This is a genomic window from Streptomyces sp. NPDC104202 (assembly GCF_055584185.1).
Genome location: NZ_JBVJMN010000014.1, coordinates 82,494 through 101,053, shown reverse-complemented (window position 1 = coordinate 101,053; position 18,560 = coordinate 82,494). Strand labels below are relative to the sequence as shown.

Sequence of the window (18,560 nt, the reverse complement as noted above, 5' to 3'; positions counted from 1 at the left end):
GGAACGGCCGCCACGGTCGTCACGGTTGAAACCGCCCGAGGGACGGTCGTCACGGCGGAAGCCGCCACGGTCGCCACCGCGGTCGTCACGGTTGAAGCCACCGGAGGGACGGTCGTCGCGACGGAAGCCACCGGACGGACGGTCGTTGTCACGGCGGAAGCCGCCGGACGGACGGTCGTTGTCGCGACGCTCGAAGGAACGGCCGCCACGGTCGTCACGGTTGAAACCGCCCGAGGGACGGTCGTCACGGCGGAAGCCGCCACGGTCGCCACCGCGGTCGTCACGGTTGAAACCGCCCGAGGGACGGTCGTCGCGACGGAAGCCACCGGACGGACGGTCGTTGTCACGGCGGAAGCCGCCGGACGGACGGTCGTCGCGGCGGAAGCCGCCACGGTCGCCACCGCGGTCGTCACGGTTGAAACCGCCCGAGGGACGGTCGTCACGGCGGAAGCCGCCACGGTCGCCACCGCGGTCGCGGCGCTCGTAGTTGCCCCGCTCGTCGCGGGCCGGACGCTCCTCGCGGCGCTGCTCCTCGACGCGGGCGGCGCGCTCGGCCTCGACCACGGCGGCGGCGACCTCGGCCTCGGCGGCCTCCGTCACCTCGGCCACGGCGGCCTCGGGGTCCTCGCCGCGCTCGCGGGCGGCGCGGGCCACCAGGCGGTCGGCCTCCTCGCGGAGCTCGACGGCGCGGCGCTGGAGGCGCTCCAGCTGCTTGGTCAGGTCGACGACCTCGCGCTCGGCCTGCTTGGCCGAGTTGTTCGCGGAGTCGGCCTGGACCTCGGTCAGCGAACGGGCGCCGGTGATCTCGGCGACCTCGGGGTCGAACGCGCCGGCGCCGCCGACGATGTGGCGCGTGGCGTCGACGCCCGCGTCCTCCATCAGGCGGAAGATCTGGCGGCGCTGGTGCGGGAGGGCCAGGGAGACCACGACACCGGAGCGGCCGGCGCGGGCGGTGCGGCCCGAGCGGTGCAGGTAGTCCTTGTGGTCGCCGGCCGGGTCCACGTTCAGGACCAGGTCGATGCCGTCGACGTGGATGCCACGGGCGGCGACGTCGGTCGCGACGAGCGCGTTGACGTAGCCGTCCTTGAAGTCGGCCAGGGTGCGCGTACGGGCGCCCTGGGTCATGCCGCCGTGGAGGGCGTCGGCCTTCACGCCGGCCTCGCGGAGCTGCTCGGCGATGCGGTCGGCGCCCAGCTGGGTGCGGACGAAGATGATCGTGCGGCCCTTGCGGGCGGCGATCGCCGCGGTGACCGGGGCCTTGTCCTTCGGCTTCACGACGAGGACGTGGTGGGTCATGGTGGTGACGGCACCGGCGGACGGGTCGACCTCGTGCGTGATCGGGTCCACCAGGTAGCGCTTGACCAGGCTGTCGATCTCGTTCTCCAGGGTGGCGGAGAAGAGGAGGCGCTGGCCGCCGACCGGGACCTGGTCGAGCAGCTCGGTGACCTCGGGCAGGAAGCCCAGGTCGGCCATCTGGTCGGCCTCGTCGAGGACGGCGATCTGGACGTTCTCGAGGGAGCAGGCGCCGCGGTTGATGATGTCGCGCAGACGGCCCGGGGTGGCGACGAGGATGTCGACGCCGCGCTCCAGGGCGTAGATCTGGTTGCCCATGGAGGTACCGCCGCAGACGACCTTCATCTTGAGGCCGAGCACGTCGCCGTAGGGCTGGAGGGCGTCCGCGACCTGCATCGCGAGCTCACGGGTCGGGGTGAGGATGACGCCGCGGGGCTTCTTCTTGTCGGTGTGGCCGCCGGCCAGGGTGGCGAGCAGCGGCAGACCGAAGGAGAGGGTCTTGCCGGAGCCGGTGCGGCCGCGGCCCAGGATGTCCTTGCCGGCCAGGGCGTCCGGGATGGTCGCGGCCTGGATCGGGAAGGGGGTGGTGACGCCGTTCTGCGCGAGCTTGCGGACGACGCCCTCGGGCAGACCGAGGTCGCCGAAGGTGATCGTGGGCTCGGCGGGCTCCTCGGAGCCGGCGTCGATGTCGTCGGCCTCGATGACGTCCGTGTCGGCGTCGACGTCGAGGATCTCCACGATCTCGGCGGTCTCGGAGGCCACGACGGCCTCGACGATCTCGTCGTTCTCGGGCATGACGGCGTGGTCAGAACTGAAAATGGACATGCGAAATGCGAAACCTTCCGGAGTCTCGGCACGCGCCCGTCAACTCCGTGATTTCGCAAACGACCGCCTCAATGCGGTCAGCCACGGCTAGGGAGAGTACGCGCCACGCGGCGCTCTTCTGTGTCGGCGCCGGGCAAGGGGATCAAACGATCTACCACCATACGCACCCTCCCCCACCTATGGCAAATCGGACTCCGTCACACCGGTCCGACCTGCGGAGACGCCACCGGCTCCGTGGGGGCCCCGGACCCGTCCGCCGACCGCATCGCACCCAGCTGGGTGTCGGTGCCGGACGTCGGCGGATCGGTGGGGTTGGAGGTCGGCTCGGGGGTCGGCTCCGGCGTCGGGGTCGGCTCGGCCGTCGGCTCCGGGGTCGGCTCCGGCGTGGGCGTCGGCGTGGACCCGCCGCCTCCCGGAGTCCCGGATCCACCGCCGGCGCCGCTCCCGGCCCCGCCGGACCCGCCGCCGGGGCCCTGCTGGCCGCCCGTCGGCTGCGGCTTCTGCGTCCCGCCGGGACCGCCCGGGCCCTCGACCGGCAGCACCGCGCCGGCGGAGGGCTCGGCCGTGCCCGAGGGCGAGCCGCTCGGCACCGGGGACTCCGTACCGGCTCCGGCGGCCTGCGGGCCGCCCCGGTCGGGCCGGCCGTTCCAGGAGCCGCCGCCCCCGGCGGACCCGCCTCCGCCGCCGTCCGACTCGGCGGCCGCGCCCTGCTTCCCCCCGGACGCGCCGGGCGTCGGCTTCGCCCCCTCGTCGCTGACACTCATACAGCCGCTCAGACCGGCGCAGGCGGCGACGGCCAGCGCGGTGGCGGCCCATCTCACCGGGGTGGGCAATTGGCGCACGGGGGCACCTCCAGGACACAGCAGGCAGGAATCGGAACGCGTCACCCTGCCCAACTCCCTTTGCGCCACATGGGACACGCCCGGAGCCCGCCGAGGCTCAGCCGTAGCCCAGCGCGTGCAGCCGCTCGTCGTCGATGCCGAAGTGGTGGGCGATCTCGTGGACCACGGTGATCTCGGTCTCCGCGACCACGTCCTCGCGCGTCGCGCACATGCGCAGCGTCGGCCCCCGGTAGATCGTGATCCGGTCGGGCAGCACCCCGGCGTACCACTCGCCGCGCTCGGTCAGCGGCGTCCCCTCGTAGAGGCCGAGGAGCTCCGGGTCGTCCGGGGCGGGCTCGTCCTCCACGAACACGGCGACGTTGTCCATCAGCCGCGTCAGCTCCGGCGGAATCCGGTCCAGGGCCTCGGCGACAAGCTCCTCGAACTCCTCGCGCGTCATCTCCAGCACGGGCCCATTCTCCCCCGCCGGGAAACCGTTTTGGCGATAGCGGCCGCCATCCCATATGCTTCAGACGTCCCCGACGCGCTGAGAAGCGCGCAGGTGGGCCCTTAGCCCTCATCGTCTAGTGGCCCAGGACGCCGCCCTTTCAAGGCGGTAGCACGGGTTCGAATCCCGTTGGGGGTACGCATTACCGTGTGCGAGACTAGTGCTCGCACATAGCAAGGTCCTGTGGAGCAGTTGGTTAGCTCGCCACCCTGTCAAGGTGGAGGTCGCGGGTTCAAGTCCCGTCAGGATCGCTGAGGTCAGAAATGACCTCGTGGCTGGGTAGCTCAGTTGGTACGAGCGATCGCCTGAAAAGCGATAGGTCGCCGGTTCGACCCCGGCCCCAGCCACAAGGAGAAGGCCCCGTTCGAGAGAACGGGGCCTTCGTCGTTCCCCCGAACGGCCGTACGGGGGAAGGGCCGCGCCCCTCCCCCGCCGCGTCACGTCTCCTCGCGCTCCCTCGTCCGGGCGCCGCCACGACGGCCCCGCAGCACGAGGACGACGGCCACCGCCGCCACGACCGCCCCGAGCAGCACCCCGTCCGGGACCGAACGGCCCAGGGCCGCCACCCGCTCCTCCACCGCGAACGACGCGTCCACCGACAGCAGCCCCGGGAGCGCGGTCGTCCCGTCGAAGACGAGGAACAGCGTGCCGAGGGCCACGAAGAACAGCCCCGAGACCAGCGACGTGGAAGGGGCCTCGAAGCGCCCGAGCCGGAGCGGACGGCCCCGCAGCCAGCGCCGCCGGCCCAGGTCGTACCGCTCCCAGAGCAGCGCGAGGACGAACAGCGGGACCGCCATGCCCAGCGCGTACACCGCGAGGAGCAGTCCGCCGTACGCCGGGCTGCCGCTCAGCGCCGCCACCGTGAGGACGCTCCCCAGGATCGGGCCCGCGCAGAAGCCCGCGAGGCCGTAGACCAGACCCAGCGCGTACACCGAGAGCGCCGACGTCGGCCGGATGCGGGCGCTCGCCTCGACGGCCCGGCGGGGGGCGAAGCCCCGGCCGAGGACCTGGAGGACGCCCAGCGCGATGATCAGCCAGCCGCCCGCCGTGACGAGCAGGTCCCGGTGGCCGTAGAAGAATCGTCCCGCGAGGGAACCGGCCGCGCCCAGCGGCACGAGCGTCGTCGCCAGGCCCGTGTAGAGGATGCCGGTCCTGGCGACCAGCTTCGCGCGCGTGTCGATCGAGTACGCGAAGAAGGCCGGGAGCAGCAGGGCGCTGCACGGGCTCAGGAGGGCGAGCAGACCCCCGAGGAAGGCGGCGAAGTAGCCGATGCCCGCGGTCACGGCCTGCCCTTCGCCGCGGCGCTCTTCGCCGCCGCCTCGATCGCCTCCGTGAAGGTCTCCAGCGGCTGGGCGCCGGCGATCGGCCGGCCGTTGACCAGGAACGACGGGGTGGACGTGGCACCCAGCGCGTAGCCCTGCTCCTGGTCCGCGCGGACCGCCGCGCGGGCCGCCGTCCCCTCGGAGTCCTTCGCGAACCGGGCCGCGTCGGGGACGCCCGCCTCCTTCGCGAGGGCGGCGAGCCGTTCCCGGCCGAAGCCCTTCTCCTTGGCTCCCTCGGCGTACGCGGCCCGGTGGAACTCCCAGAACCTGCCCTGCTGCCCGGCCGCCCAGGAGGCGCGGGCCACGGCCTCCGACTCCTCGCCGAAGATCGGGAAGTTCCGCCACTCGATGCGCAGGGTGCCGTCCGCGACGTACCGGCGCACCAGCGCGGGCTCGGTCTCCCGGGCGAACTGCCCGCAGTAGCCGCACTTGAAGTCGGCGTACTCGATGAGCACGACGGGGGCGTCGGCCCGGCCCATGGCCAGCCCGTCGGCGGCGTCGCGGCGGGCGTACGCCTCCAGCTCGGGATGGACGCCGGCCGCCGGGTCGGCGGAGACCTCGGCGACCGCGGACGAACCGCCGGCACCGGGGGACGAGGGCTTGGTCGCGGTGTAGGAGACGACGCCGAGCAGCACGGCGGCCGCCGCCACGCCGGCGACGATCAGGACCGGCCTGGCCTTGGACGGGGAGGTGGACGTGGGCCTGGAGGTGGGGTTGGACATGCGAGAACGATAGATACGCCGCCAGAACGGGAGGGAAGGAGGTGAACCCGACACGGCCGGGAACGGACGGTCACGGAACGGCGGCGACCCGGTGGACGGTCGTAAATCGGTTCGCCGCTTCTCGGCCGCAGGTGCGATCCTGGATCCCGTATGTCTACTTCCTTCGCCGCCCTCCAGTCCGTCCTGGCCGAGGTCTCGCTGCGGGACTCCCACCGGCTCGGCCGCCGTCTCGAAGGCGCCCGCCGCATCCGCAAGCCCGAGGCCCGCGCGGCCGTCCTGGACGAGATCGCCGCCGAGGCGGCCAAGGCCAAGGAGCGCGTCGACGGGCGCGCCTCCCGCGTGCCCGCGGTCACGTACCCCGAACAGCTCCCCGTCTCGCAGAAGAAGGACGAGATCCTGGAGGCGATACGCGACCACCAGGTCGTGATCGTCGCCGGTGAGACGGGCTCCGGGAAGACCACCCAGATCCCCAAGATCTGTCTGGAGCTCGGCCGGGGCGTCCGGGGCATGATCGGGCACACCCAGCCCCGCCGGATCGCCGCCCGCACGGTCGCCGACCGGGTCGCCGAGGAGCTGCGGACCCCGCTGGGCGAGGCCGTCGGCTGGAAGGTCCGCTTCACCGACCAGGTGAACCCCGACGCGACCTTCGTGAAGCTGATGACCGACGGCATCCTGCTCGCCGAGATCCAGACGGACCGCGAGCTGCGCGCCTACGACACGATCATCATCGACGAGGCCCACGAGCGGTCCCTCAACATCGACTTCCTGCTCGGCTACCTGGCCCAGCTGCTGCCCAAGCGCCCCGACCTCAAGGTCGTGATCACCTCCGCGACCATCGACCCGGAGCGCTTCTCCCGCCACTTCGGCGACGCCCCGATCGTCGAGGTCAGCGGGCGCACGTACCCGGTCGAGGTCCGCTACCGGCCCCTCCTGGAAGAGGACTCCGAGGAGTCCGACCGGGACCAGATCACCGCCATCTGCGACGCCGTCGACGAGCTCCGGTCCGAGGGCCCCGGCGACGTCCTGGTCTTCCTCTCCGGCGAGCGCGAGATCCGCGACACCGCCGACGCCCTCCTCAAACGGCAGCTGCGGAACACCGAGGTCCTCCCGCTCTACGCCCGCCTCTCCCACGCCGAGCAGCACCGCGTCTTCCAGGCCCACTCCGGCCGCCGGATCGTCCTCGCGACCAACGTCGCCGAGACCTCCCTGACCGTCCCCGGCATCAAGTACGTGATCGATCCGGGCACCGCCCGCATCTCCCGCTACTCGCACCGCACCAAGGTCCAGCGCCTGCCGATCGAGCCGGTCAGCCAGGCCAGCGCCAACCAGCGCAAGGGCCGCTGCGGCCGTACCTCCGACGGCATCTGCATCCGCCTGTACTCCGAGGACGACTTCCTCACCCGCCCGGAGTTCACCGACGCCGAGATCCTCCGGACGAACCTGGCCTCCGTCATCCTCCAGATGACCGCCGCCGGCCTCGGCGACATCGAGAAGTTCCCCTTCATCGACCCGCCGGACCACCGCAACATCCGCGACGGCGTCCAGCTCCTCCAGGAGCTCGGCGCGATCGACCCGGCGGAGAAGGACCCGAAGAAGCGCCTCACCCCGCAGGGCCGCAAGCTCTCCCAGCTGCCCGTCGACCCCCGCCTGGCCCGGATGGTCCTGGAGGCCGACAAGAACGGCTGCGTCCGCGAGGTCATGGTCATCGCGGCGGCGCTCTCCATCCAGGACCCGCGCGAGCGGCCCTCCGAGAAGCAGGCCCAGGCCGACCAGCAGCACGCCCGCTTCAAGGACGAGACGAGCGACTTCCTCGCCTTCCTCAACCTGTGGCGGTACGTCCGCGAGCAGCAGAAGGAGCGCGGTTCCAGCTCCTTCCGCCGGATGTGCAAGCAGGAGTACCTGAACTTCCTCCGCATCCGCGAGTGGCAGGACATCTACGCCCAGCTGCGCACGGTCGCCAAGCAGATGGGCATCCACCTCAACGAGGAGGACGCGCCCGAGCAGTCCGTGCACGTCTCGCTCCTCGCCGGCCTGCTCAGCCACATCGGCCTGAAGGACGTCAAGGACGCCAAGGACGGGGCGAAGGACGGCGCCCGCCGCGACGGCGGCCGGGGCGAGTACCTGGGCGCGCGGAACGCCAAGTTCGCGATCTTCCCCGGCTCCGCGCTCTTCAAGAAGCCCCCGCGCTTCGTCATGTCCGCGGAGCTGGTGGAGACCTCGCGCCTCTGGGCCCGGGTCAACGCCCGGATCGAGCCCGAGTGGATCGAGCCGCTCGCCCAGCACCTGGTCAAGAAGACGTACAGCGAGCCGCACTGGGAGAAGGACCAGGCGGCCGTCATGGCCTTCGAGAAGGTCACGCTGTACGGCGTCCCGATCGTCGCCGACCGCAAGGTCAACTACGGCCGGATCGACCCGGAGGTCTCCCGGGACCTCTTCATCCGGAACGCGCTGGTCGAGGGCGACTGGCGGACCCACCACAAGTTCTTCGCCGACAACCGCAGACTCCTCACCGAGGTCGAGGAGCTGGAGCACCGCGCCCGGCGCCGGGACATCCTCGTCGACGACGAGACGCTCTTCGACTTCTACGACAAGCGCGTCCCGGAACACGTCGTGTCCGGAGCCCACTTCGACTCCTGGTGGAAGCACAAGCGCCACGAGGAGCCCGAGTTCCTCGACTTCGAGCGCGAGATGCTCATCAACGAGAAGGCGGGGGCGGTCACCAAGGACGACTACCCCGACTCCTGGCGCCAGGGCCCGCTGAAGTTCCGGGTGACCTACCAGTTCGAGCCGGGCGCGGACGCGGACGGCGTGACCGTCCACGTCCCGCTCCAGGTGCTCAACCAGGTGACGGACGACGGCTTCGAATGGCAGATCCCGGGCCTGCGCGCCGAGGTCGTCACCGAGCTGATCCGCTCGCTGCCCAAGCCGATCCGCCGCCACTACGTGCCCGCGCCGAACTTCGCGGGCCGCTTCCTGGACGCGGTCGTCCCCGTGCAGGAGCCGCTGACCGGGGCGCTCGCCCGCGAGCTCCAGCGGATGGTCGGCGTCCCCGTCACGCCCGAGGACTTCGACTGGGCGAAGGTCCCCGAGCACCTCAAGGTCACCTTCCGGATCGTCGACGAGCGGCGCCGCAAGCTCGCCGAGGACAAGGACCTGGAGACCCTGCGGCAGCAGCTGCGCCCCAAGGCGCGCAAGGCCCTCTCCCAGGCCGCCGCTGCGGCCACGGGCGGCCCGGACGGCTCCGGGCCCTCCCTGGAGCGCACGGGGCTCACGGACTGGACGATCGGCAGCCTCACGAAGGTCTTCGAGGCCCGGCGGGCCGGCCAGCCGGTCAAGGCGTACCCGGCGCTCGTGGACGAGGGCGCGACCGTCGCCGTCCGGCTCTTCGACACGGAGGCCGAGCAGGCGCAGGCCATGTGGCGGGGCACCCGGAAGCTGATCATGCTGAACATCCCGGTGAACCCGGCGAAGTTCGCCTCGGACAAGCTCACCAACCAGCAGAAGCTGGCCCTGTCCTCGAACCCGCACGGCTCGATCCAGGCCCTCTTCGACGACTGCGCCACCGCCGCCGCCGACAAGCTGATCGCGGACCACGGCGGCCCCGCGTGGGACGAGGAGTCCTTCCGGAAGCTGTACGACAAGGTCCGCGCGGACCTCGTCGACACGACCGTGCGGACGGTGGGGCAGGTCCAGCAGATCCTGGCGGCGTGGCAGGCGTGCGAGCGGCGGCTGAAGTCGACGAACAGCCTGGCCCTGCTCGACAACCTCTCCGACGTGCGGGCGCAGCTGGCCTGGCTGATGCCGGCCGGATTCGTCACCCGGACGGGCCTGAAGCGGCTCCCCGACCTGATGCGCTATCTGGTGGCGGTGGACCGGCGGCTCCAGCAGATGCCGACCGGCGTCCAGCGCGACACCACCAGGATGGAGAAGGTCCGGGAGATGCAGGACGAGTACGCCTGGCTGCTCGAACAGCTCCCGAAGGGCCGGCCGGTGCCGGTGGAGGTCACCGACATCCGCTGGATGATCGAGGAGCTGCGGGTGAGCTACTTCGCCCACGCGCTGGGGACGGCGTACCCCGTCTCCGACAAGCGGATCGTGAAGGCCATCGACGCGGCGGCGCCCTGACGCGGGCCGCCTCCGGCGGTGAGTTCGACCGGACCGCTGACCTGCTGTACAGTCATCTTCGCAGCCGCCGAACAGGGGCTGCGAGCAAGGTCCTGTGGAGCAGTTGGTTAGCTCGCCACCCTGTCAAGGTGGAGGTCGCGGGTTCAAGTCCCGTCAGGATCGCTTTCACGAAGGCCCGCATCACACGATGCGGGCCTTCGTCGTGTTCCGGGCCAGGAGCCCGGTGCCCCGCGTGCAGGGCCCGCACCCTTCGCCCCGCGCCTTTGCCTTTCGCCCCGCGACCCGTACCCCGCGCCCTGGGACCGGGGCGCCGATCCCGGGGACCGCCGCCCGCCACCGCCGGGCCTGTGCGGCCTTCTGGCGGCCCCGTCCGGCGGAGATGGCTCGGGGGGCTCGGCCCGGGCCCCGAGGGGCTCTGCGCGGCCCTACGGCCCGGGGTTCCCGGCCGGCGGCGACGGGGGACGAAAGTCCCACCGACCCATGACCTACGGCGGGTTGGACCCGATCCGGGAGGTGGCAGGCTGTTCTTTGGCAAGACTTCACCAGTGTGACGGGTGTCACTGAAAGAGTTTCAGAAACCGCTTCACTTACACCCTCCCTACACCAGCCCGATTTAATATGTGCAATTGCACCACCCGGCGACGAGTGGCGCCGGCCACAAAAAAGATCGCGCCGGACCCGGCGGAGTCCAGCGCGATCGTTGACGGAGACCCTGTTGGGGCAGGAGCCCGTCGGCAGTACTAGGGGTGGGCGACCGGATAGGGGGATCCGGCAGTGCCCGGTGTTACGGGGTGCTGCGGGGTGTCGAGCGAGCCTCAGGCCTCGCTGCGCTGCTGCGGAATGCCCGCCAGCAGTGCGCGAACCTCGGCCTCGCGGTAACGGCGGTGTCCACCCAGGGTGCGGATGGACGTGAGCTTGCCCGCCTTCGCCCAACGGGTCACCGTCTTCGGGTCGACACGGAACATCGTGGCAACCTCGGCAGGGGTCAGCAGCGGCTCGGCATCAGGGGTGCGAGCGGTCATGAGCGGCCTCCTCGGGAGAACCGAACCATCTCGGTTCTTTCCTCTAAATTCTGCACCTTGACCCGCGTTGCCCGAAATGGCAGAAGCGGGCCGAGTCGGTTATAGGACGAACGGCTTGTCCTCGGCACTACAACTACACCATCCGTCCAGCCACGTCGGCCAAACCGATGGAATTGCCCTCGCAGGTGTTCATCAGCGGCGGAAGTCGATGGACCATGCCATAACGGACAGTCACGCCACTGTGACGATCAGTCACAGAGCGATCAGGAGTCCTCAGACCCCCCATAGAGTGCAATGCTGAGCGTTCCGCCCATACTTGGGCGGAAGGAACCCTCCCCGGACTCCTTGTCCTATTTTGGCACGAGGGAGGGTGATCGACGCAAGGGTGCGGTTAGTGCTGTCCGTCACGCTTGAGCCAAAGGCCCGGATCGGGACCAACGTCCTCACGCCACACGTGCCGAAGGACCCGGCCGCCGGCACATGCCAACGGAGTCACCCCGTCCGGAAGTGTTGAAGATCATTTACACCGGCCGGACATGTCTTGTCGATACCGACCTGACGAAGATGCCCGACTGATGTCAGTTCGCGAACCGCAGGTCCCTGACGGCCCGCCAGCGCTCGGCGAGCCGCCCGTACGCCTCGCCCGCCGCCTCGCCGTCGCCCGCCTTCAGCGCCGCGAGCCCCTCCGCCAACTGCGCGGCCGACCGGTCCCCCGCCAGCCACTCCTCGCCGACCAGGTGCACCAGACCGCCGAAGTCCAGCTCCACCAGCGACCGCGGGTGGAACTCCTCCAGCCAGCGCCCCACGTCGATCAGACCCTCCGTCATGGGCCCCTCGTCCACCGACTCCCGCAGAGCCCGCAACGCCCGCGCCAGCCGCCGCCGCGCCTGCGCCATCGTCGTCCGGTACCGCAGCACCGGCTCCCGGCCCGCCGCCGCGTCCCCCGGCTCGTACTGCCGGTCCTCGTCGCCGAAGAGGGCGAACCAGCGCAGCGGCACGTGCCACAGCCCCGTCCGGATCCACGGCCGCGCGTCCGGGTGCCGCTCCAGCCACCGCTCGTGGTCGCTCACCGCCTGCGCCTGCACCACCGGCGGCAGCATCGCGTCGAGCACCGCCGCCGGATACCCCTCCGCCACCAGCTCCCGCAGCGCCAGCCAGCCCCGCAGCCGGGTCCGCCACGGGCAGACCACGACCACGCCGTCCAGATGGGCGACGAACGCCTCCCCGCTCTCGTGCACCGGCACGGGCACCGGAGGCGTCGGCAGCAGGTCGGCCAGCGACCGCCGCAGCTCCTCCTGGGCCCCGGGGGTGCGCGGGCGGCGGGCGTACCGGGCCCAGTGGGTCCGCTCCGGCTCGGGGAACGCGGCCAGCGGCTCGTAGACCCGCAGATAGGACGCGTAGGGAACGGGGACCGTGGGGGCGACCGACATGTCGCGAATCCTTCCACGGAGGTACTCCGGGAGGGGGTGATCCTGAGCACTGCGGCCGATCTACGCCCAGGTAGGACTTACTCTCGTGCCGAACTGGTCCTCCCCCACCCGCAGGGAGGCCCGAAACCGCCGCTTCGTACTTGGGAGTCACCACCGTGACCGATGTGACCGGCGTTCCTGTCGACGTACTGAACACACTGTTCCACTCGGAGCAGGGTGGCCACGAGCAAGTCGTCCTCTGTCAGGACCGCGCATCCGGCCTCAAGGCCGTCATCGCCCTCCACTCCACCGCCCTGGGCCCCGCCCTCGGCGGCACCCGCTTCTACCCGTACGCCACCGAGGCCGAGGCGATCGCCGACGCGCTCAACCTCTCCCGCGGCATGTCGTACAAGAACGCCATGGCCGGTCTCGACCACGGCGGCGGCAAGGCCGTCATCATCGGCGACCCGGAGAAGATCAAGACCGAGGAGCTGCTGCTCGCCTACGGGCGCATGGTGGCCTCCCTCGCCGGCCGGTACGTCACGGCCTGCGACGTCGGCACCTACGTCGCCGACATGGACGTCGTCGCCCGCGAGAACCGGTGGACCACCGGCCGCTCCCCCGAGAACGGCGGCGCCGGCGACTCCTCCGTCCTCACCGCCTACGGCGTCTTCCAGGGCATGCGCGCCTCCGCCCAGACCCTGTGGGGCGACCCGACGCTGCGCGGCCGCAAGGTCGGCGTCGCCGGCGTCGGCAAGGTCGGCCACTACCTCGTCGAGCACCTCCTGGAGGACGGTGCCGAGGTCGTGATCACCGATGTGCGCGAGGAGTCGGTGCGCCGGATCACCGACAAGCACCCGCAGGTCGCCGTGGTCGCCGACACCGACGAGCTGATCCGCGTCGAGGGCCTCGACATCTACGCGCCCTGCGCGCTGGGCGGCGCCCTCAACGGCGACACCGTACCCTTCCTCACCGCCGCCGTCGTCTGTGGCGCGGCCAACAACCAGCTGGCCCACCCCGGCATCGAGAAGGACCTCGTCGAGCGCGGGATCCTCTACGCGCCCGACTACGTGGTCAACGCGGGCGGCGTGATCCAGGTCGCCGACGAGCTGCACGGCTTCGACTTCGACCGCTGCAAGGCGAAGGCCACGAAGATCTTCGACACCACCCTGGAGATCTTCGCACGTGCGAAGGCCGACGGCATTCCGCCGGCCGCGGCGTCCGACCGGATCGCCGAGCAGCGGATGGCGGAGGCCCGGCGCCGCTGAGTCGGGGCGGTGCCGGGACGGCGCCGCGCCCGGGGCCGGCCCGTCGTCGGGGAGACTTCACTCACTCCCCTCGGCGGGTCGGCCCGCCAGAAGAGGTTAAAATCGCGACTGACCAGCGAGGAAAGGGCACCTCGATGGTTCTGTACCGGGGTATGTGATGCGCGCGGCGTACCGTAGACCCGCGGAAACAGGTACCGTTGAAGCCCTACGGACCGGTCTCTCTGTCGAGAGTCCGTTCCGAATCATGAACGCGTGTCAAGACTCTGGGGCCACCGAGCCCCGTCACCGAGGGGGTCGAGCCATGGGGCGCGGCCGGGCAAAGGCCAAGCAGACCAAGGTCGCCCGCCAGCTGAAGTACAGCAGCGGCGGGACGGACCTGACGCGTCTGGCCAATGAGCTGGGCGCATCGACTTCGAGCCAGCCGCCGAATGGCGAGCCGTTCGAGGACGACGACGAGGAAGACGACCCGTACGCCCAGTACGCGGATCTCTACAACACGGACGACGAGGACGAGGACGACGAGTCCGGTCCTGCTGCGTCGCCGCGTCGCGCTTGACCTTCTGAATCACCGAAACCCGGTCCGGGCGATCCCCGGCCGGGTTTCCGTGCTGTCCGCACCCGGCGCGACGCGCCGGAGGCCCCGCGCCACGCGAACGGGGCGCCCCTCAGGAGCGCCCCGTCACGTCGTGCCCTCCGCGGTCTACCGGGCGTAGTCCCCGACCAGCTCGGCGCCCGTCGTGTGCGCCCCGCGCCCGGTGATCTCGCCCGCGACCCAGGACTCGACCCCGCGGTCGGCCAGCGTCGTCAGGGCCGCGTCCACGGACTCCGCCGGGACGACCGCCATCATGCCGACGCCCATGTTCAGCGTCTTCTCCAGCTCCAGGCGCTCCACCTGGCCGGCCTTGCCGACCAGGTCGAAGATCGCGCCCGGGGTCCAGGTCGAACGGTCGACCGTGGCGTGCAGGCCGTCCGGGATGACCCGGGCCAGGTTGGCGGCGAGACCGCCGCCCGTGATGTGGCTGTACGCGTGGACGTCCGTGGTCCGGGTGAGGGCCAGGCAGTCCAGGGAGTAGATCTTCGTCGGCTCCAGGAGCTCCTCGCCGAGCGTCCGGCCGAGCTCCTCGACCTGCTGGTCGAGGGTCATGCCGGCGCGGTCGAAGACCACGTGCCGGACGAGCGAGTACCCGTTGGAGTGAAGACCGGACGAGGCCATGGCGATGACCGCGTCACCCGAACGGATGCGGTCCGCGCCGAGCAGCCGGTCGTACTCCACGACGCCCGTGCCGGCGCCGGCCACGTCGAAGTCGTCCGGGCCGAGGAGGCCCGGGTGCTCCGCCGTCTCGCCGCCGACGAGGGCGCAGCCCGCCAGGACACAGCCCTCGGCGATGCCCTTGACGATGGCGGCGACCCGCTCCGGGTGGACCTTGCCGACGCAGATGTAGTCGGTCATGAAGAGCGGCTCGGCGCCGCAGACGACGATGTCGTCCATGACCATCGCGACCAGGTCGTGGCCGATCGTGTCGTACACGCCCATCTGGCGGGCGATGTCGACCTTGGTGCCGACGCCGTCGGTCGCCGAGGCGAGCAGCGGGCGCTCGTACCGCTTGAGGGCGGAGGCGTCGAAGAGGCCGGCGAAACCGCCGAGGCCGCCGAGGACCTCGGGGCGCTGCGTCTTCTTCACCCACTCCTTCATCAGCTCGACGGCGCGGTCGCCCGCCTCGATGTCGACGCCCGCGGACGCGTAGCTGGCGCCGCCTGCGGCACTGGGGGTCTGAGACATGGGTTCAGAACTTTCGTGTCGTGACTGCTCGCACGGCGGCTGCAGCGGGGTCTTACGGGCGACGCAGGGCGTCGGAGGCCGCCGTGGCGGCCGGGCCGGCGGCCAGCTCGGTCTCCAGCAGCTGCTTGCCCAGCAGCTCGGGGTCCGGAAGCTCCATGGGGTACTCGCCGTCGAAGCAGGCACGGCAGAGGTTGGGCTTCTGGATGGTCGTCGCCTCGATCATCCCGTCGATGGAGATGTACGAGAGCGAGTCCGCGCCCAGCGACTTGCCGATCTCCTCGATCGACATGCCGTTGGCGATCAGCTCCGCGCGGGTCGCGAAGTCGATGCCGAAGAAGCACGGCCACTTCACCGGCGGCGAGGAGATCCGGATGTGGATCTCGGCCGCGCCGGCCTCGCGGAGCATCTTGACCAGGGCGCGCTGGGTGTTGCCGCGGACGATCGAGTCGTCGACGACCACCAGGCGCTTGCCCTTGATGACGTCCTTGAGGGGGTTCAGCTTCAGCCGGATGCCGAGCTGTCGGATGGTCTGCGAGGGCTGGATGAAGGTGCGCCCGACGTAGGCGTTCTTCACCAGACCGGCGCCGAAGGGGATCCCCGAGGCCTCGGCGTAGCCGATGGCGGCCGGGGTGCCGGACTCCGGAGTCGCTATCACCAGGTCCGCCTCGACCGGCGACTCCTTGGCGAGCCGGCGGCCCATCTCCACCCGGGAGAGGTAGACGTTCCGGCCGGCGATGTCCGTGTCCGGGCGGGCCAGGTACACGTACTCGAAGACACAGCCCTTCGGCTTCGCTTCCGCGAATCGCGAGGTGCGGATGCCGTTCTCGTCGATCGCGATCATCTCGCCCGGCTCGACCTCGCGGACGTAGCTGGCACCGCAGATGTCGAGAGCGGCGGACTCGGACGCGACCACCCAGCCGCGCTCCAGGCGACCGAGGACCAGCGGGCGGATGCCCTGCGGGTCACGGGCCGCGTAGAGCGTGTGCTCGTCCATGAAGACGAGGGAGAAGGCACCCCGGACGTCGGGGAGGATCTTCGCGGCCGCCTGCTCGATGGTGAGCGGCGTGCCGTCCTCGTCGACCTGCGCGGCGAGCAGCGCCGTCAGGAGGTCGGTGTCGTTGGTGGCCGCCACACGCGTGCTGCGGCCTTCCTTCTTGGGAAGGTCGGCGACCATCTCGGCGAGCTGCGCCGTGTTCACCAGGTTTCCGTTGTGGCCGAGCGCGATGGAGCCGTGGGCGGTTGCCCTGAACGTCGGCTGCGCGTTCTCCCACACGGACGCCCCGGTGGTCGAGTAGCGGGCGTGACCGACCGCGATATGACCTTGGAGGGAACCGAGAGAGGTCTCGTCGAAGACCTGGGACACGAGGCCCATGTCCTTGAAGACGAGGATCTGGGAGCCGTTGCTGACCGCGATACCCGCGGATTCCTGGCCCCGATGCTGGAGGGCGTAGAGCCCGAAGTACGTGAGCTTTGCGACCTCTTCACCCGGAGCCCAGACACCGAAGACGCCGCAAGCGTCCTGGGGGCCCTTCTCGCCGGGAAGCAGGTCGTGATTGAGTCGACCGTCACCACGTGGCACGTTTCCGAGTGTAGACGGGCTCGACCACTGGTCCGAATTGAGGAAAAGCAGGACCCTCCCCACTCGTGCGATCGCACAAAATGATCATCTTTGGTCTGGAGGGGCCTACGAAGCAGGCGCGCGAAGGGATTCCGCCTCCGGACCCTCGGCGAGCGGACGCTCGTACCAGGCCCGGAGCGCCCCCGCGATGTGACGGAGTTCGCAGTCCCGACACCCTCAGGGGGTGGTCGCCGTCGCCGTGAGGCCCTCTCCCGAGGCGTCGGTGAGGGTCAGCGTTCGGTGGTTCAGCCGATAGTTCAGCGGGCCGTCGAGGAGCTCGTACAGCTTCGTCTCCAGCTCCATCTGCGGACCGGTGCACATCATCCGGGTCGTCGCCGCCGGGCCCTCGACCGTGAGCGTCCGGTCGTCGGCACGGGCCTTCGCCGAGAAGTTGTTGCACCCCAGGTTCCCGGTCATGCGGCCGTCCGCGCCCAGCACCAGCCGCGCCTTGCCCTCGCCGCCCGCCGGCAGCGAGGACGTGCTCGTCCCCGAGACCAGCCCGTCGATCTTCCAGGTCGTCCCGCGCAGGGCGGCGGGCGGCTCCGCCGTCAGCTCCAGGCCCGTGCGGCCGTCCGACGACTCCAGCCGCAGGGCGTCGCCCTTCGTCGTCGCCCGCAGCGGGCCCGCGAGGGCCTTCAGGAGCTCCTGCTCGAAACGCTGCCGGTCGGCGGCGCACCCCATCTCGGTGACCTCCTGCGGCGTGACGGTGACCCCGTCGCCCCGCACGACGACCGCGGCGCCGAACGTGTTGCAGCCAGTGTTCCCCCGGGCCCGGCCGTCCTTCCCGAAGTCGAGGCGCGCCCCGTCGGGCGCGGCCGACCTGCGGCCGTCGACCGTGACGGCGTCCACCGTCCAGTACGTGCCGGCGACCGGCACGTCCGGGGAGACGGTGTCCGCGCCGGACCCGGTGCCCGCCCCTCCTTCCGTACCGCAGGCGGTGAGCAGCAGAAGAGGGACCAGGACGGCGAGTGCGCGTGGCTTCGGCATGCAGGTCTGACGGAACGGCCCGCCGAACGGTTCCGGAGGGGTGCCGTCCCCCTCCCCGGCTCGGCCTAGCCCATCACGGGCAGCAGCGCGCCGAGGTCCGCCCGCTCGCCGCTCGCGCTCACGCGCGCCGCGTCCCGCTCCACCGCCCACCCGGTGCGGCCCGTCGCCAGCCTGACCCACGTCAGCGGGTCCGTCTCGACCACGTTGGGCGGGGTGCCCCGGGTGTGCCGCGGGCCCTCCACGCACTGCACCACCGCGTACGGCGGGATCCGGACCTCCACCGCGCCGCCGGGCGCCTTCGCCGCGAGCGCGTCGGCGAGCAGCCGCGTACAGGCGGCCAGGGCCTGGCGGTCGTACGGGATGCCGGCGCCCGTCGCCGCGTTCAGGTCGTCGGTGTGCACGACCAGTTCGACGGTCCGGGTCACGACGAAGTCCGCGAGGGTCATGGCGCCGAAACTCACGGGCAGCAGCCGCTCGTCGTCGGCGTCCGCCATCGCCCGCCCGTAGTCGTCCGCCACGCGCGCGTAGAGCCCCGGCAGGTCGGAGGCGTCGATGCCGCGGGTGTGCTCGTCTATCCGCCCGGCGCCCCCCGCCGTCACCGACGGCCAGTCGAGCAGCGCGAGCCGGTCCCTCCCCCGCTCCGGAGCCTCCATGAGCAGCGGCACCGAGTCGACCATCCACGCGACGTGCGCCGCCAGATCCCTCACCGTCCACTCCCCCAGCCGCGTCGGCCCGTCGAGCTGCTCGGGCGAGAGGGCCTCCACCGCCGTGCGGACGTGCGCGAACTGCGCGAGCACGGCGGCCCTGGTCCTGGCGGAGTCGTACCTGCGGTTGCGCTTCTTGGCCGGTGGCATGGGGGC

14 protein-coding genes and 4 tRNA genes are annotated in these 18,560 nt (G+C 71.2%); 7 read left to right on the top strand and 11 right to left on the bottom strand.

Annotation, left to right across the window (positions count from 1 at the left end; genetic code table 11):
• From ACZ60W_RS12685 to ACZ60W_RS12675, 3 genes are all read right to left on the bottom strand, one after another.
• Positions 1 to 2,118 (bottom strand): DEAD/DEAH box helicase (locus tag ACZ60W_RS12685; RefSeq protein WP_469755325.1); only part of this gene is annotated, 2,118 nt, incomplete at its 3' end.
• A 197-nt stretch (positions 2,119 to 2,315) separates the two neighbouring features.
• The gene (locus ACZ60W_RS12680) at positions 2,316 to 2,960 is read right to left on the bottom strand and encodes a hypothetical protein (protein WP_469755324.1); all 645 of its coding nucleotides are present in this window, start codon (positions 2,958 to 2,960) and stop codon (positions 2,316 to 2,318) included.
• A gap of 97 nt (positions 2,961 to 3,057) precedes the next feature.
• Positions 3,058 to 3,408, bottom strand: coding sequence for a metallopeptidase family protein (locus tag ACZ60W_RS12675; RefSeq protein ID WP_469755323.1), 351 nt, complete (start codon positions 3,406 to 3,408; stop codon positions 3,058 to 3,060).
• A 104-nt stretch (positions 3,409 to 3,512) separates the two neighbouring features.
• Between ACZ60W_RS12675 and ACZ60W_RS12670 the strand changes: the two genes are divergently transcribed.
• From ACZ60W_RS12670 to ACZ60W_RS12660, 3 genes are all read left to right on the top strand, one after another.
• Positions 3,513 to 3,585: transfer RNA gene (locus ACZ60W_RS12670), tRNA-Glu, on the top strand.
• Between the two features lie 39 nt (positions 3,586 to 3,624).
• Positions 3,625 to 3,698: transfer RNA gene (locus ACZ60W_RS12665), tRNA-Asp, on the top strand.
• Between the two features lie 22 nt (positions 3,699 to 3,720).
• A tRNA-Phe gene (locus ACZ60W_RS12660) sits at positions 3,721 to 3,794 on the top strand.
• 90 nt (positions 3,795 to 3,884) lie between these two features.
• Here ACZ60W_RS12660 and ACZ60W_RS12655 read toward each other — a convergent pair.
• Positions 3,885 to 4,730 (bottom strand): cytochrome c biogenesis CcdA family protein, encoded by an 846-nt coding sequence (locus tag ACZ60W_RS12655; protein WP_469755322.1) that lies wholly within the window; start codon positions 4,728 to 4,730, stop codon positions 3,885 to 3,887.
• Positions 4,727 to 5,491: a DsbA family protein gene (locus ACZ60W_RS12650; protein WP_469755321.1), complete on the bottom strand. Its 765-nt coding sequence runs from the start codon at positions 5,489 to 5,491 to the stop codon at positions 4,727 to 4,729. Before ACZ60W_RS12650 ends, ACZ60W_RS12655 begins: the two co-directional genes overlap by 4 nt.
• 150 nt (positions 5,492 to 5,641) lie before the next feature.
• Between ACZ60W_RS12650 and hrpA the strand changes: the two genes are divergently transcribed.
• Together hrpA and ACZ60W_RS12640 are read left to right on the top strand one after the other, a co-directional pair.
• Positions 5,642 to 9,616: an ATP-dependent RNA helicase HrpA gene (gene hrpA / locus ACZ60W_RS12645; RefSeq protein WP_469755320.1), complete on the top strand. Its 3,975-nt coding sequence runs from the start codon at positions 5,642 to 5,644 to the stop codon at positions 9,614 to 9,616.
• Positions 9,617 to 9,704: 88 nt separating this feature from the next.
• Positions 9,705 to 9,778, top strand: a tRNA-Asp gene (locus ACZ60W_RS12640).
• 653 nt (positions 9,779 to 10,431) lie between these two features.
• Here ACZ60W_RS12640 and bldC read toward each other — a convergent pair.
• Both bldC and ACZ60W_RS12630 read right to left on the bottom strand, forming a co-directional pair.
• Positions 10,432 to 10,638, bottom strand: a complete 207-nt coding sequence (gene bldC, locus ACZ60W_RS12635) for a developmental transcriptional regulator BldC (protein ID WP_003949541.1) — start codon at positions 10,636 to 10,638, stop codon at positions 10,432 to 10,434.
• A 578-nt stretch (positions 10,639 to 11,216) separates the two neighbouring features.
• Positions 11,217 to 12,068, bottom strand: coding sequence for a DUF8083 family protein (locus ACZ60W_RS12630; protein WP_469755319.1), 852 nt, complete (start codon positions 12,066 to 12,068; stop codon positions 11,217 to 11,219).
• Positions 12,069 to 12,223: 155 nt separating this feature from the next.
• On the opposite strand from ACZ60W_RS12630, the gene ACZ60W_RS12625 reads away from it, so the two are divergent.
• Both ACZ60W_RS12625 and ACZ60W_RS12620 read left to right on the top strand, forming a co-directional pair.
• Positions 12,224 to 13,315 (top strand): Leu/Phe/Val dehydrogenase, encoded by a 1,092-nt coding sequence (locus ACZ60W_RS12625; protein ID WP_469755318.1) that lies wholly within the window; start codon positions 12,224 to 12,226, stop codon positions 13,313 to 13,315.
• A gap of 301 nt (positions 13,316 to 13,616) precedes the next feature.
• Positions 13,617 to 13,871, top strand: coding sequence for a DUF3073 domain-containing protein (locus ACZ60W_RS12620; RefSeq protein ID WP_019887615.1), 255 nt, complete (start codon positions 13,617 to 13,619; stop codon positions 13,869 to 13,871).
• A 144-nt stretch (positions 13,872 to 14,015) separates the two neighbouring features.
• On the opposite strand, the gene purM is transcribed toward ACZ60W_RS12620, so the two are convergent.
• From purM to ACZ60W_RS12600, 4 genes are all read right to left on the bottom strand, one after another.
• Positions 14,016 to 15,095 (bottom strand): phosphoribosylformylglycinamidine cyclo-ligase, encoded by a 1,080-nt coding sequence (gene purM / locus ACZ60W_RS12615; protein WP_469755317.1) that lies wholly within the window; start codon positions 15,093 to 15,095, stop codon positions 14,016 to 14,018.
• A 52-nt stretch (positions 15,096 to 15,147) separates the two neighbouring features.
• Positions 15,148 to 16,674: an amidophosphoribosyltransferase gene (gene purF, locus ACZ60W_RS12610; protein WP_469755316.1), complete on the bottom strand. Its 1,527-nt coding sequence runs from the start codon at positions 16,672 to 16,674 to the stop codon at positions 15,148 to 15,150.
• A gap of 216 nt (positions 16,675 to 16,890) precedes the next feature.
• Complete coding sequence (locus tag ACZ60W_RS12605) at positions 16,891 to 17,700, bottom strand: META domain-containing protein (protein WP_469755315.1); 810 nt, start codon at positions 17,698 to 17,700, stop codon at positions 16,891 to 16,893.
• A 65-nt stretch (positions 17,701 to 17,765) separates the two neighbouring features.
• A complete protein-coding gene (locus tag ACZ60W_RS12600) occupies positions 17,766 to 18,554 on the bottom strand; it encodes a maleylpyruvate isomerase family mycothiol-dependent enzyme (RefSeq protein ID WP_469755314.1) in 789 nt (262 codons plus the stop codon).
• Positions 18,555 to 18,560 lie beyond the last annotated feature (6 nt).

What these genes read in the sequence shown, in the direction of transcription:
- ACZ60W_RS12620 (WP_019887615.1), top strand. Translation starts at nt 13,617, where the DNA reads ATGGGGCGCGGCCGGGCAAAGGCCAAGCAGACCAAGGTCGCCCGCCAG.
- ACZ60W_RS12650 (WP_469755321.1), bottom strand. Translation starts at nt 5,491, where the DNA reads ATGTCCAACCCCACCTCCAGGCCCACGTCCACCTCCCCGTCCAAGGCC.
- ACZ60W_RS12630 (WP_469755319.1), bottom strand. Translation starts at nt 12,068, where the DNA reads ATGTCGGTCGCCCCCACGGTCCCCGTTCCCTACGCGTCCTATCTGCGG.
- ACZ60W_RS12605 (WP_469755315.1), bottom strand. Translation starts at nt 17,700, where the DNA reads ATGCCGAAGCCACGCGCACTCGCCGTCCTGGTCCCTCTTCTGCTGCTC.
- hrpA (WP_469755320.1), top strand. Translation starts at nt 5,642, where the DNA reads ATGTCTACTTCCTTCGCCGCCCTCCAGTCCGTCCTGGCCGAGGTCTCG.
- ACZ60W_RS12600 (WP_469755314.1), bottom strand. Translation starts at nt 18,554, where the DNA reads ATGCCACCGGCCAAGAAGCGCAACCGCAGGTACGACTCCGCCAGGACC.
- purM (WP_469755317.1), bottom strand. Translation starts at nt 15,095, where the DNA reads ATGTCTCAGACCCCCAGTGCCGCAGGCGGCGCCAGCTACGCGTCCGCG.
- bldC (WP_003949541.1), bottom strand. Translation starts at nt 10,638, where the DNA reads ATGACCGCTCGCACCCCTGATGCCGAGCCGCTGCTGACCCCTGCCGAG.